A 14,048-nucleotide genomic window follows, 5' to 3' on the forward strand; every position below is an offset into this window, starting at 1 on the left:
AGCGATGCGTGGCGGCCTCAGCCGCGCAGCAGTTTCAGGACCTGGGTGGTCGGCCTGGCCAGGTTGAGCGTGTAGAAGTGCAGGCCCGGCGCACCGCCGGCGACCAGCCGTTCGCACAGGCTGGCCACCACCTCGGCACCGAACGCGCGGACCGAGTCGGCATCGTCACCGTAGGCCTGCATGCGCTTGCCGATCCAGCGCGGAATCTCGGCACCGCACTGCTCGGAGAAGCGGCGCAGCTGGCTGAAATTGGAGATCGGCATGATGCCCGGCACGATCGGCACGGTGACCCCCAGCTTGCGTACCGCATCGACGAAGTGGAAGTAGGCATCGGCGTTGAAGAAGTACTGGGTGATCGCCGCATCGGCACCGGCGTCGATCTTGGTCTTGAAGTGCTTCAGGTCCAGCAGCGCGTCGTTGGCCTGCGGGTGGGTCTCCGGATACGCGCCCACTTCGATGCGGAACGCATCGCCGTGCTCGGCGCGGATGAAGCTGATCAGGTCGGAGGCATACCGCAGGTCACCGGGGTGGCCCATGCCCGAGGGCAGGTCACCGCGCAGGGCGACGATGCGGCGGCAGCCGATCGCGCGGTACAGCTTGAGCAGTTCGCGGATCTCCTCGCGGCTGCCACCGACGCAGGACAGGTGCGGGGCCGCATCGAAGCCATGGTGCTGCTTGAGGTGACGGACGGTCTCGGAGGTGTAGCTGAGCGTAGAGCCGCCGGCACCGAACGTACACGACACATATTCCGGTGCGAACACCTTCAGCTTGGCCGCGGTCCGGTCCAGCTGGGCACGCTGCTCGTCGGTCTTGGGCGGATAGAACTCGAAGCTGATGGCGGTCATGGGCAGGGTGCGTCGGCGGGCGTGGGTCAATCATATCTCTCCATCGCGATGAATGTGAAGTGCGCCGCATGCGCCGTGCACACCCCCCGGCTTACAGTGATGGCCACCTCAAGGAGCAACCGTCATGCAGATTCTCGTCACCGGTGGCACTGGCTTCATCGGGCGCCGCCTGTGCACGCGCCTGCTGGCCGAGGGCCACGACCCCATCGTCCTGACCCGCCGGCCCGGCCGGAACCCGCAGCCGGGGGTACGCAGCGTTGCGGCGCTGGACGAGGTCGGCCCGGTCCAGGCGGTGGTCAACCTGGCCGGCGAGCCCTTGATGGACGGCCGCTGGACCGATGAACGCAAGCAGGCGCTGCGCGATTCCCGGATCGGCACCACGCAGTCGCTGCTGGCCTGGATGGCCGCGTTGTCCGAACGCCCCCGGGTGCTGGTGTCCGGCTCGGCGATCGGCTGGTACGGCCCCCGCGACAGTGCGCCGCTGGATGAGACGGCCTCGCCCGGCCACGATTTCGCGGCGATGCTGTGCCGGCAATGGGAGGCCGAGGCGCTCAAGGCCGAGGACCTCGGCGTGCGCACCTGCGTGCTGCGGACCGGCATCGTGCTCGAACGTGAGGGCGGCGCACTGCAGAAGATGCTGCCGCCGTTCCGGATGGGGCTCGGCGGGCCGATGGGCGATGGTCGGCAGTGGATGAGCTGGATCCATCGCGAGGACCTGGTCGACATGATTCTGTGGCTGCTCACTCGCGATCAGTCACGCGGCGCCTACAACGGTACGTCGCCCGGCACGGTCACCAACCGGACCTTCGCCACCACGCTGGGCGAGGTGCTGCACCGCCCGGCACGGCTGACCACCCCGGCATTCGCCTTGAAACTGGGTTTCGGCGAAATGAGCGGACTGCTGCTGACCGGACAGAACGTGCAGCCGGCGCATGCCTTGGCGGAGGGGTTTGTTTTCCAGTATCAGTCGCTGGCGGCGGCCTTGCAGGCCATCGTGGGCGCGCCGGATCGCTGAGGCGCCGATGTTCATCCGCCGCTGCCGACCGCTCATCGCCGGTCTGCAGCCGCTGCTCATGTAATTGCCCATGCCGCCTCGCCCCGCGCCACGCTCCATGCTCACCCAGCAGGAGTCAGCCATGTCGACCGTCCGTCCCCGCCGCATCTACTCCATCGCCCCGTTGGCCGCGCTCGCGCTGACCGCATGGGCCACCTTGGTCAGCCCCGCCCACGCAACCACCGAGCGCTTCCAGGATCTGCAGATCGAGGTGATCGGCAGCGGCCGGCCGGTGCTGATGATCCCGGGCCTCAACAGCGGTGCCGACGTCTGGCGCGAGACCTGCGCCGCGCTGCAGCCGCAGGTGCAATGCCACCTGATCCAGCTGCCGGGCTTTGCCGGTGCGCCTGCGGTGGCCAGCGATGACTTTCTGAGCGCCATGCGCGATCGCCTGCTGGCCTACAGCGCGGACCGCAAGCTCGATCATCCGGCCGTGATCGGCCACAGCCTTGGTGGTGTGCTGGCGCTGCAGATGGCGATCGCGGCGCCGCAGAAGATCGGGCCACTGGTGATCGTTGATGCCCTGCCGTACTTCGGCGCGGTCCAGAATCCGGCCGCGACACCGGCCACGCTCAAGCCGATGGCCGAGCAGATGCGAGCCGGCATGCTCGCCGCCGACGCCACGCAGTACGCGGCACAGACCGATGCCGCGGTCGCCAACATGGCGCACGCCCCCGGGCACGTCGCGACCTTGAAGCAATGGGGACGCGACAGTGACCGCGCCACCACCGCCAACGCGATGTATTCGATGACCATGACCGACCTGCGCCAGCCGATCGCCGGCATCACCACGCCGGTGCTGGTGCTGGGCGCGTGGGCCGCCTATCAGCCGTTCGGTGCGACCGAAGCCAGCACGCGGCAGGTGTTTGCGACCCAGTACGCCGCGCTGCCCGGCGTGCGGATCGAGATGAGTCGGGCCGGCTACCATTTCCTGATGTGGGATGATCCCCGCTGGCTGCAGACGCAGATCCGGGGCTTCCTTGATCTGCCTGTGGCGCCCTGACCGGTAGCAGCGTGGAGACGATGAGCGAGAAGCGGGCAGCACGCGATTCCGGTTTCTGGTGGCGCAACAGCGCGGTGTGGTTGGCCTACCTTGGCGTGAGCCTGCTGCTCGGGTTCACCTACGGCGGGCACTGGTCCGGCATCGTCCTGATTTCTGCGATGGTGTCGCTTTCCCTGTGGGTGGGCAGCGCATTCATCCGCGGCTATGCGCTGCGGCATGACTGGTTGAAGCGCGATCTGCTGGGATTGACGTGGCGACTGCTGCTCGCGGTGGTGATCGTGGCGGCGGCCGCCCAGGTGCTCACTGCTGCCGCGCTGTTGCCCGCGTTGGCCTGGGACTGGGTGCAGCTGCCGGGACAGCGTGCGAACTATCGCCCGGCCGCTGTCTTCGGCTACTGGTTCAATACCGCCATCGTGCTGAGCGTGTGGTGCGCGCTGTGGACCGGCCGCCGCGCGCTGCAGCGTGCGCGCCACAGCGAGATGGCGCAGCTGCGCGCCGAAGCGCAGCGGGCGACGCTGGAGCACCAGGCACTGCGTGCGCGGCTCAATCCCCACTTCGTGTTCAACGCGCTCAACAACCTGCGTGCGCTGATCAATGAAGACCCGGCGCGTGCACGCGACATGGTCACCCATCTGTCCAGCACGCTGCGCCACGCCCTGGTGCATACCGACGGGGGCTGGGTCACCCTGGCCGAGGAGTGGCGCGTGGTGCAGGACTACCTGGCGGTGGAAGCGATCCACTACGAAGACCGCCTGCGGGTGCACACCGACATCGATCCGGCCGCGCTGTCCGCGCGGCTGCCGCCGATGGCGCTGCAGCTGCTGGTGGAGAACGCGATCAAGCATGGCATCGCGGTGCACCCCGGCGGCGGTGAGCTGACGATCCGCGTGCGCCTCGATGGTGGCTGGCTGCGGGTGGAGGTGGACAATCCCGCCGCGCACGACGCCAGCAGCGAAGGCCATGGCATCGGGCTGGCCTATCTGCGGGCGCAGCTGGGCATCGACGCGGCGCCCTCTTCATCCAGCCGGGGCACGTTCCGGCTGGAGCGACTGGGCGAGCGCATGCTGGCCCGCCTGGAGGTGCAGCAATGAGTGCTTCACTGCGCGTGTTAATCGTGGATGACGCGCGGCTGGCGCGCAGTGAGCTGCGCACCCTGCTGGCGGAGATCCCGTGGGTGGCGTGTGTCGGCGAGGCCGACGACGTGCCCGCGGCACGCGAGGCGATCCTGCGCGAGCAGCCCGATCTGGTGTTGCTCGATGTACAGATGCCCTCGGGCGAGGGCTTCGATGTTCTCGAGGGACTGGAGACGGTGCCGATGGTGGTGTTCGTCACCGCCTACGATCAATACGCGGTCCGCGCCTTTGAAACCAACGCGCTCGACTACCTGGTCAAGCCGGTGGAGGCAGGCCGCCTGCAGGCGGCGCTGGAACGCGGTCGGGAGCGCCTCTCGGCACCGGCCGCCCCCACTGCGGCGGACAGCGTGCGCGATGCGCTGGGTGCCGAGGATCAGGTGTTCCTGCGCGATGGCGAGCGCTGCTGGTTCGTGGCGCTCGGGGAGATCCGCAAGGTCGTGGTCGACGGCAACTACGCGCGGCTGTGGTTCCGCGACCAGAACGCGGTGCTGGCACGCAGCCTCAGCACGCTGGAGGCACGGCTGTCGCCGGCGCTGTTCTTCCGCGCCAACCGCAATACTTTGGTCAATCTGCGACGTGTGCGTGCGATCGAGCCGTCCCTCGGCGATGGCTACGACCTGACCCTCGATGACGGCAGCCAGGTCGAGGTCTCGCGGCGGCAGGCCCGCGAGCTGCGTGAGCGGCTGGCGCTGTAGGGCACGCGCCGCACGCGTTACCCTGTGCGGGATCTCCGCCGCCTGACTGTACCCATGTCCATTGTTCTTACTGCGTTCGCCCGGCCCCGCCTGTTCCCGCGCGTGCCGCGCGGCAACACCATTCAGGACTGCAGCGCCGAGCAGTTCGAACAGCACCTCAACACGCATGCGCCGTTCAAGGTGCTCGATGGCTACGCGCCCTTCTGCAAACTGCATGTGTACGAAAACTGGACCTCCACGCGCTGCCTGACCGTGCCGATCACCGAGGCCAACCGTCACCAGCTGCGCAGTGGTTATGAAGCGCGCAACCGCGAGGAACTGCCGGTGCTGGTGCGCTGGTTTGAAGGCGTGGAATCGCCGCGCGCGAACTACCTGGTGGTGATCCTGTACAGCGCCGAGCAGTTGGCCAAAGAGGGCTCCCCCATCGATGCGGAGTGGGGGATCGTGGGCTGCATCTACACTGCCGAGCCGGAGGAAGTGCCGATGGCCCCGATCACCATGATGCGCAATGCGCTGGGCGTGGAAGAGGGGGGCTCGGGCGTGCCGCTGGATCGCGAGGCGTATCAGCGCGCGGTGACGTTCTGGGACAGCAACGCCAATTGGCGGCCCTGAGGCGCTGGAGCCGGCCAGCGGCCGGCACTACCGGTCAACGTGCTTTCCCGATGCTCGCGTAGCATCCGCCAGTAAGCTGCAGCAGATCGGCCGGTGCCAGCGCCACCTCCAGTCCACGCCGCCCGGCGCTGACGTGCAGCACGGGCAGCGCCCGTGCGCTGGCATCGAGGAAGGTGCGGTGCCTCTTCTTCTGCCCCAATGGGCTGATGCCCCCGACCAGGTAACCGGTCGCGCGCTGCGCCGCCTCGGCGTTGGCCATCTCGCACTTCCGGCAGCCGGCCGCTGCGGCGAGTGCCTTGAGGTCCAGGGTGCCGCTCACCGGCACGATCGCCACCAGCAGCTCGTGCTTCTCGGTGCTTGCCAGCAGTGTCTTGAACACCTGCGCCGGATCCAGCCCGAGCTGCTCTACCGCCTCGCCGCCGTAGGACGTGGCGGCGGCGTCATGGTGGTAGGACAGCACGCTGTGCGCGATGCCGAGCGTCCTGAGCAGGTTGATGGCGGGGGTCATGGCGGCATCCTAGCGCGGTGCGGACCGGCTGCCTTGACCGAAGCTACTGCGGTCGCTGCGATAATGGCGGCGTTCCCGTCTGGAAAGATCCCATGCGCCTCTCTGGTCAATGCAACGCGCTCAGCTTCGACAGCGATGTGGCGCGCGGACCGTATCCCCCTCAGGGATTTGTGTCGATCGCGGAAGGCGCGCTCGGCAATGGCGATTGTTTCGGGCTGTATTGGCCGTTGGGGCGTGAAGAAGACGCGCCGTTCGTGTGCGAGATGTTCCATGACGAATGGCGTATGGAACTGCGCCATTCCTCGGTGCAGGTGTTCTCGCGCTGGCTGGAGCTGAACGAAGGCGAGTATGGCGAGCATGAGGTCGAAGATCCCGGTTCGCCCTCCGAGCAGCTGGAGCAGGCGCGGGCGCAGGTGCTGGCAGGGCAGGTCGAGCAGGCCATTGAACGGCTGCGTGCAGCCTGCACGGCCTTCCCGGAGCTTCAGCAGGGCTGGGCGCTGCTGGCAAGCCAGTACATGCGGCAGGGGCAGCGCGATGCGGCGATCGATGCGGCACGTTCGGCGGTGCTGGCCAACTGGGCGTTTGGCATTCCCGAGGCCGGCGTGCTGCGCATCCTGCGCGCTGCCCCGGCCAGCACTGACCCGGTAATCGCAATGGCGCAGCGGATGGGCTTCGCTTTCGGCGGCGCCAAGACCAATCCGGACTACGCGCTCATGCAGGCCTGCATCGATGAATGCTGGGCCGCCGGTGACACCCTGACGGCGCTGCAACTGTCGCAGAACCGCTGCTACGTGCTTGCTGGCGAAACGGTCTCTTTTCAGGAACGCGAAGGGTTCACGCTGTCGCGCTGACAAGCGGACTTCGCCGGGCAGTGCCAGGCCGTCCTCAACGACGACCGCAGGGGTTTCAGCCAGGACTGAAGGGCATCGCACAAAAAAACGGGCGCCTTCCGGCGCCCGTCTGTTTTCAACGCAACTGGACCGGCATGCCGATCAGTAGCGGTAATGCTCCGGCTTGAACGGACCTTCCACCGGCACGCCGATGTAATCGGCCTGTTCCTGGCTCAGGGTGGTCAGCTTCACGCCGATCTTTTCCAGATGCAGGCGCGCCACTTCTTCGTCCAGCTTCTTCGGCAGCAGGTACACCTTCTTCTCGTAGCTGTCCTTGTTCGCCCACAGGTCGATCTGTGCGAGCGTCTGGTTGGCGAACGAGTTGGACATCACGAAGCTCGGGTGGCCGGTGGCGCAGCCCAGGTTGACCAGACGGCCGTCGGCCAGCAGGAAGATCGCATTGCCGTTGTCGAAGATGTACTTGTCGACCTGCGGCTTGATGTTGATCTTCTGCACGCCGGCCAGCGCGTTCAGCGCATCGACCTGGATCTCGTTGTCGAAGTGGCCGATGTTGCAGACGATGGCCTGGTCCTTCATCGCGCTCAGGTGCTCGATGCGGATGATGTCCTTGTTGCCGGTGGTGGTGACGTAGATATCGCCACGGCCCAGGGTGGATTCGATGGTGTTGACCTCGAAGCCCTCCATCGCGGCCTGCAGGGCGCAGATCGGATCGATCTCGGTGACCACGACGCGTGCGCCGTAGGCACGCAGCGAAGCGGCGCAGCCCTTGCCCACGTCACCGTAGCCGCAGACCACGGCAACCTTGCCGGCCAGCATCACGTCCATCGCGCGCTTGAGGCCATCGGCCAGCGACTCGCGGCAGCCGTACAGGTTGTCGAACTTGCTCTTGGTGACCGAGTCGTTGACGTTGATCGCCGGGATCAGCAGGGTGCCGGCCTGGGCCAGCTGGTACAGGCGGTGCACGCCGGTGGTGGTCTCTTCGGAGACGCCCTTCCAGTCCTTGACCACGCGGGCCCAGTAACCCGGACGCTCCTTGGCCACGCGCTTGAGCAGGTTCTTGATGACCTGCTCTTCGTGCGAGGCGGCCTTTTCATCGACCCAGGTGCTGCCGTTTTCGAGCTCATAGCCCTTGTGGATCAGCAGGGTCACATCGCCGCCGTCGTCCACCACCAGCTCCGGGCCGGTCAGGGTGCCGTCGGGCAGGGTGAAGGTCAGCGCGTCCAGGGTGCAGTCCCAGTACTCTTCCAGGGTTTCACCCTTCCAGGCGAACACCGGGGTGCCCGATGCGGCGATCGCCGCGGCGGCATGGTCCTGGGTCGAGAAGATGTTGCACGAGGCCCAGCGCACATCGGCGCCGATGTCCTTCAGGGTCTCGATCAGCACAGCGGTCTGGATGGTCATGTGCAGCGAGCCGGTCACGCGCACGCCCTTCAGCGGCAGGGTGGCGGCGTGCTTGCGACGGATCGACATCAGGCCCGGCATCTCATGCTCGGCGATGTCCAGCTCCTTGCGGCCCCAATCGGCCAGGGAGATGTCGGCAATCTTGTAATCGCCTTCGGTGGAGAAGGTCTTGGCAACAGCGTTCATTCAAAGCTCCGGTGTAATGACGAGTCGATACTCGTGTTCGCCGGGCGCCGTTGGAACCAATCCTGGCCACCGAGCCTGGCCGCCCCCGGACAAGTCCGGCACGGTCGCAGCGCCCCTCGGTGGAGGGTCACCCATTATATCGCGGCCGGTTGCATTGGCATGAATCGGTCCCTGCCCCCAACCATCGGCAGGGGGGCGATCGGCGCGCGGCTGTTAAGGTCGGGGGTTCGTATCAGTACAGGCACAGAACATGACACGCACCCCCGGTCGACGCGCTCCACAGTGGCGCCATACCTTGATCCTCGGCCTGGCCCTGCTGGCGGTGCCGCCGTTGGCGCTGGCCGCCACCCCGGCCGCGAAGACCACTGCGCCGACCGCAGCCGCCGCCAAGGTCGATCAGGGCGGCTACCAGCTGCCGTCGCCGGCCCTGCAGGCTGTGGTCGATGCACCGCGTGCCCCGACCCTGAGCCTGTCCCCGCGCCGTGACCTGGCCGCGCTGCTGCAGACGCCGCCGCTGCCGTCGATCAACGACGTCGCCCAGCCCGAACTGAAGCTGGCCGGCCTGCGCATCAACCCGGCCACGCATTCGGCCAGCCGTTTCAGCTTCGCCGACAAGCTGTGGCTGATGAGCGTGGCCGACGGCAAGGAGCGCCAGATCAGCGGGCTGCCGCAGCCGTTGTCGATCGCCACCTTTGCGTGGTCGCCGGACCAGAAGTACATCGCCTTCAACCAGGTGCACGCCGCCACCAGCACCAATGAACTGTGGGTCGTTGATGTCGACGCCGGGTCGGCGCGCCGCCTGCTCGGTGATCTCAACACGGTGATGGGCGATGGCTACAGCTGGCAGCCCGACAGCCGGGGGCTGGTGGTGATGCAGCAGCTCAAGGGCCAGGGCGCGGCGCCGGCCGCCGGCGGCATTCCGACGGGCCCGGCGATCCAGCAGACCGAGGCCGACGCCGGTGTGCGCACGATCCGCACCTACCAGGACATGCTCAAGAACGAGGCCGATGCCCGCCTCTTCGACTACTACGCCAGCGCGCAGCCGGCCAAGGTCGCGCTCAACGGCGTGACCACGCCGCTGTCCACCGGTGGGGTGTACTGGGATGTCACCCTCTCCCCGGATGGCCGTTACCTGCTGAGCGAGCGGGTGGTGCGTCCGTATTCCTATCTGGTGCCGGCCAGCGCATTTGCGCGTCGCATCGAAGTGCTGTCCGCGGTGGATGGCAAGCTTGAACACACCGTCGCCAATCTGCCGTTGAAGGAAGGCCTGCCGACCGGCAACGATGCGGTGGCCAGCGGCGTGCGCCGGATCGACTGGCGCGCTGATGCACCGGCGACCCTGGTCTGGGCCGAAGCGCAGGATGGTGGTGACCCGAACCGCGAGGCCAAGGTGCGCGACGCGGTGCTGATGCAGGCGGCGCCCTTCGATAAGCCGCCGGTGACGCTGGCGCAGCTGGGCAGCCGTTATGCGGGCATCCAGTGGGGCCGTGGCGATCTGGCGCTGCTCAACGAGTCGTGGTGGAAGAACCGCGAGGTCAAGCAGTGGCGGATTGCGCCGGATCAGCCGGAGAAGGCGGCCGAGCTGTTGTCGGCGCGTTCCTCTCAGGACCGTTACAACGACCCGGGCCGCCCGGGCCTGGTGCGCGACGTCAACGGTCGCTCGCGCCTGCAGGTCAGTGCCGACGGCCGCAGCATCTTCCTTTACGGTCTGGGGGCCTCGCCGGAAGGCGACCGTCCGTTCGTGGACCGTTTCGATCTGGACAGCAAGCAGACCACCCGCCTGTTCCACTCACAGGCGCCGTCCTACGCCGCGCCGGTGGCGCTGCTCGACCAGGAGGGCACCTCGCTGTTGTTGACCCGCGAGTCGCCCGATGAGCCGGCCAACTTCTACGTGCAGTCGCTGGCCGATGCCACTGCTTCGCCGAAGGCGCTGACCCACTTCCAGCACCCGTTGCCGCAGCTGCGTGGGGTGAGCAAAGAGCAGATCCGCTACAAGCGCAACGACGGCGTCGACCTGACCGCCACGCTGATGCTGCCGCCGGGCTACAACGCGAAGAAGGACGGTCCGTTGCCGCTGCTGATGTGGGCCTACCCGGGCGAGTTCAAGACGGCCGAAGCCGCCAGCCAGGTCACCGATTCCCCGTACCGCTTCAACGCGATCAGCTACTGGGGCCCGCAGGCGTTCCTGGCCAAGGGCTACGCGGTGCTGGTCAGCCCCTCGATGCCGATCATCGGCGAGGGCGACAAGGAGCCGAACGACACCTACCTGCCGCAGCTGATCGCCAATGCCGAGGCGGCCGTGAATGAAGTGGTGCGGCGTGGCGTGACCGATCGTGAGCACATCGCGATCGGTGGCCATTCCTACGGTGCCTTCATGACCGCCAACCTGCTCGCGCATACCCGCCTGTTCAAGGCCGGCATCGCGCGCAGCGGTGCGTACAACCGCACGCTGACCCCGTTCGGCTTCCAGGCCGAAGAGCGCAACTACTGGCAGGCGCAGGACGTCTACCAGAAGATGTCGCCGTTCAACTACGCCGACAAGATCAAGGACCCGATCCTCTTCATCCACGGCGTGGACGACAACAACTCCGGCACGTTCCCGATCCAGAGCGAGCGCATGTTCGCCGCGGTGAAGGGACTGGGCGGCACCTCGCGCCTGGTGATGCTGCCCAACGAATCGCACGCTTACCGTGCACGCGAATCGATCATGACCATGCTGGCCGAGAGCGAGCGCTGGCTGGCGCAGACCGTGGGCGAAGGGAAGCCGGTCAAGAAGAAGCGCTGAGCGTGCAGGTGCCGGCCGTTGGCCGGCACCTGACAACACCCGGTAGGTACCGGCCGTTGGCCGGCATTACCAGATGTAACTATTTGCGCGACGCAGCAACGACGCGATTGTGGGTTAGGCTTGAGCGGATTCCGTTCCCGAGGCCAGTGCGTCGCAGATGAACGAGTACCGTAGCAGCATCGTTTTTGCCACTCCCGATATTCCCCTGCGTGACGATGTACGCCGACTCGGCGCACTGGTCGGCGACCTGCTCGCCGAGCAGGTCTCCACGCAGTTTTTCGAAGATGTGGAACAGGTGCGTACGCGCGCCATCGCCCGCCGCGAAAGCGACGCCCCGCTGTCCGATCTCAACGATGCCCTGACCGGCCTGCCGCCGGCGCGCGCCGAAGCAATGGTGCGTGCTTTCAGCACCTACTTCCAGGTGGTGAACATCGCCGAGCGCGTGCACCGCATCCGCCGCCGCCGTGACTACCAGCGTGCCGGTACGGCCACGCCGCAGCCGGATGGCCTGCAGGATGCACTGGTCAATCTCAAAGCGCAGGGCGTGACCCTGGCCGAGCTTGCCGAGTGGCTACCGCGCATCGATATCGAGCCGGTGTTCACCGCCCATCCGACCGAAGCGGTCCGCCGCGCGCTGCTGGAAAAAGAGCAGTTGATGGTCGCCAGCCTGGTCGACAACCTCGACGGCCAGCGCACGCCGGGTGAAGCCGCCGCCGACGCTGCGCGTTTCCGCATGGCCCTGACGGCGTCGTGGCAGACCACCGATTCCTCGCCCGTGCGCCCGACCGTGGACGACGAGCGGGAGCATGTCGGCTTCTATCTGGTGCAGGTGCTGTACCGGGTGATTCCGGTGCTGTACGAATCGCTGCAGCAGGCGCTGCTGGATACCTACGGCGAGGAACTGCCGCTGCCGCGCCTGCTGCGCTTCGGCACGTGGGTGGGTGGCGACATGGATGGCAATCCGAACGTGGATGCCGGCACCATCCGCAACACGCTCGATGCGCAGCGCCATGCCGTACTCGGCCGCTACCAGAAAGACCTGCTGCAGCTGGCCAGCCTGCTCAGCCAGTCCACCGAGCGGGTGGCGGTCAGCGATGCGCTGCAGGCGCGCGTGGACCATTACAAAACGCTGCTGCCCAAGGTCACCTCGCGGCCGCGTCACGCCGATATGCCCTATCGCCTGCTCAACGACCGCATGCGCGCACGCGTGCAGGCGACGATGGACGATGCGGAAGGTGCTTACGCGTCGCCGCAGGAACTCACCGACGACATCGAGCTGATCCTGCGCAGCCTGCACGACAACAAGGGCGACCACGCCGGCGGCTTCGCGGTGCGTCGCCTGCTGTGGCGGGTGCGTACCTTTGGCTTCCATCTGGCGAGGTTGGATGTGCGTCAGGAATCGAGCGTGCACGGCCGGGCGTTGGCCAGCGTGCTGGATGGACAGGACGCCTGGGACGGCGCCGATGCGGTCACCCGCGCCGCGCGCCTGGCCCCGTTCGCCAGTGGCGAGCAGGCGCTGCCGGCGAGCAACGAAGAAGGCGGTGAGCGCCTGGACGCGGTGTTCGCGGCGCTGGCCGATGCACGCCACCGGCACGGTGCCGACGCGCTGGGCAGTTACATCATTTCAATGGCGCACGACCGCAGCGATGTGCTCGCCGTACTCGCGCTGGCGCGTCGCGGCGGCCTGGTGGATGACGCCGGCGCGGTGCCGCTGGACATCGCGCCGCTGTTCGAAACGGTGGACGATCTCAAGCGCGGTACCGACACCCTGCGCGATCTGCTGGCCGACCCGGTCTACCGCACGCACCTGGCCTCGCGCGGTGATGTGCAGATGGTGATGCTCGGCTATTCGGACAGTGGTAAGGACGGCGGTATCGCGGCCTCGCGCTGGGGCCTGCAACGTGCCCAGGTGGAACTGCTGGACGTCGCCGCCGAGAACGACATCCGGCTGACCTTCTTCCACGGCCGTGGCGGCTCGATCAGCCGCGGCGGCGGCAAGACCACGCACGCCGTGGATGCCTCGCCGCGCGGCAGCATCGACGGCCGTCTGCGCGTGACCGAGCAGGGCGAAGTGATCCATCGCAAGTACGGCATCCGTGCACTGGCGCTGCGCTCGCTGGAACAGTCCACCGGTGCGGTGCTGCGCTCCAGCCTGCGCCCGCGCGCAGCGGAACCGCGCGAGGAACAGTGGCGCCCGGTGATGGACCTGATCGCGCAGAAGAGTTCGGAGGCGTACCGCGCCTTCGTCGGCCAGAGAGACTTCATGCAGTACTTCCGCCTGGCCACGCCCATCGACGTGATCGAGCGGATGACCTTGGGTTCACGCCCTTCGCGCCGGCTGGGCGAGGATGCCGCACTGACCAACCTGCGTGCGATTCCGTGGGTGTTCGCGTGGAGCCAGGCACGTGCCGTGATTCCGGGCTGGTATGGCGTCGGCAGTGGCCTGCAGGCGGCGATCGATGCCGGTCACGAAGGCCTCCTGAAAGAGATGGCGCGCGACTGGCCATTCTTCAGCACCTTTCTGGACGACATCGCCATGGTGCTGTCCAAGGGCGACCTGACCATCGCCGAACAGTTCTCGCAGCTGTCCGGTGCGTTGCATGGCCGCTTCTTCCCGCAGATCCAGGGCGAGCTGGAGCTCACCTCACAGTGGATCCTGGCACTCACCGGGCAGGACGCACTGCTGCAGCACGATCAGCGTCTGGCGCTGTCGATCCGCCTGCGCAATCCCTACATCGATCCGATCAGCGTGCTGCAGGTGGACCTGCTGCGCCGCTGGCGGGAGAGCGGGGGCGAAGACGACGATGTGCTGCGCGCACTGGTGGCCTGCGTGAACGGTGTTTCGCAGGGCGTACAGAACACCGGGTAGGCCATGAAGGGGTAGTGCCGGCCGCTGGCCGGCAGCGCGCGCCATATGGCAGGTATCGACCCACGGTCGATACCTGCCGGGCAGGCCGTGACCGTGGGTCATGGCG

The 14,048-nt window shown here is 67.2% G+C and carries 11 protein-coding genes and 1 riboswitch; of the genes, 8 read left to right on the forward strand and 3 right to left on the reverse strand.

Annotated features, from left to right (window positions below; translation table 11 throughout):
* Window positions 1-17: 17 nt before the first annotated feature.
* Window positions 18-845, reverse strand: a complete 828-nt coding sequence (gene metF, locus ABE463_RS04180) for a methylenetetrahydrofolate reductase [NAD(P)H] (RefSeq protein WP_259261843.1) — start codon at window positions 843-845, stop codon at window positions 18-20.
* Window positions 846-969: 124 nt separating this feature from the next.
* On the opposite strand from metF, the gene ABE463_RS04185 reads away from it, so the two are divergent.
* The 5 genes from ABE463_RS04185 to ABE463_RS04205 all read left to right on the forward strand — a co-directional run bounded on the left by ABE463_RS04185 (window position 970) and on the right by ABE463_RS04205 (window position 5,342).
* Entirely contained in the window at window positions 970-1,860 is an 891-nt protein-coding gene (locus ABE463_RS04185) for a TIGR01777 family oxidoreductase (protein ID WP_346467350.1), read from the forward strand.
* A 121-nt stretch (window positions 1,861-1,981) separates the two neighbouring features.
* Window positions 1,982-2,902, forward strand: a complete 921-nt coding sequence (locus ABE463_RS04190; RefSeq protein ID WP_346467351.1) for an alpha/beta hydrolase — start codon at window positions 1,982-1,984, stop codon at window positions 2,900-2,902.
* 20 nt (window positions 2,903-2,922) lie between these two features.
* Window positions 2,923-3,993, forward strand: coding sequence for a histidine kinase (locus tag ABE463_RS04195; protein WP_346467352.1), 1,071 nt, complete (start codon window positions 2,923-2,925; stop codon window positions 3,991-3,993).
* Window positions 3,990-4,730, forward strand: coding sequence for a LytTR family DNA-binding domain-containing protein (locus ABE463_RS04200; protein WP_346467353.1), 741 nt, complete (start codon window positions 3,990-3,992; stop codon window positions 4,728-4,730). Before ABE463_RS04195 ends, ABE463_RS04200 begins: the two co-directional genes overlap by 4 nt.
* Before the next feature lie 54 nt (window positions 4,731-4,784).
* Window positions 4,785-5,342, forward strand: coding sequence for a DUF3228 family protein (locus tag ABE463_RS04205; protein ID WP_123728362.1), 558 nt, complete (start codon window positions 4,785-4,787; stop codon window positions 5,340-5,342).
* Between the two features lie 34 nt (window positions 5,343-5,376).
* On the opposite strand, the gene ybaK is transcribed toward ABE463_RS04205, so the two are convergent.
* A complete protein-coding gene (ybaK, locus tag ABE463_RS04210; protein ID WP_346467354.1) occupies window positions 5,377-5,850 on the reverse strand; it encodes a Cys-tRNA(Pro) deacylase in 474 nt (157 codons plus the stop codon).
* Window positions 5,851-5,942: 92 nt separating this feature from the next.
* Between ybaK and ABE463_RS04215 the strand changes: the two genes are divergently transcribed.
* On the forward strand, window positions 5,943-6,701 hold the full coding sequence (locus ABE463_RS04215; RefSeq protein ID WP_346467355.1) for a hypothetical protein: 759 nt from the start codon (window positions 5,943-5,945) through the stop codon (window positions 6,699-6,701).
* 141 nt (window positions 6,702-6,842) lie between these two features.
* On the opposite strand, the gene ahcY is transcribed toward ABE463_RS04215, so the two are convergent.
* Window positions 6,843-8,288 (reverse strand): adenosylhomocysteinase, encoded by a 1,446-nt coding sequence (gene ahcY, locus ABE463_RS04220; protein WP_123728366.1) that lies wholly within the window; start codon window positions 8,286-8,288, stop codon window positions 6,843-6,845.
* Window positions 8,289-8,323: 35 nt separating this feature from the next.
* Window positions 8,324-8,412: riboswitch (S-adenosyl-L-homocysteine riboswitch) on the reverse strand.
* A 126-nt stretch (window positions 8,413-8,538) separates the two neighbouring features.
* Between ahcY and ABE463_RS04225 the strand changes: the two genes are divergently transcribed.
* Both ABE463_RS04225 and ppc read left to right on the forward strand, forming a co-directional pair.
* Window positions 8,539-11,073: a prolyl oligopeptidase family serine peptidase gene (locus ABE463_RS04225; protein ID WP_346467356.1), complete on the forward strand. Its 2,535-nt coding sequence runs from the start codon at window positions 8,539-8,541 to the stop codon at window positions 11,071-11,073.
* A 157-nt stretch (window positions 11,074-11,230) separates the two neighbouring features.
* Window positions 11,231-13,942 (forward strand): phosphoenolpyruvate carboxylase, encoded by a 2,712-nt coding sequence (gene ppc, locus ABE463_RS04230; RefSeq protein ID WP_346467357.1) that lies wholly within the window; start codon window positions 11,231-11,233, stop codon window positions 13,940-13,942.
* The last annotated feature ends 106 nt before the right edge of the window (window positions 13,943-14,048 follow it).

This window comes from Stenotrophomonas sp. TWI819 (genome assembly GCF_039673075.1).
Classification (GTDB): domain Bacteria; phylum Pseudomonadota; class Gammaproteobacteria; order Xanthomonadales; family Xanthomonadaceae; genus Stenotrophomonas; species Stenotrophomonas rhizophila_B.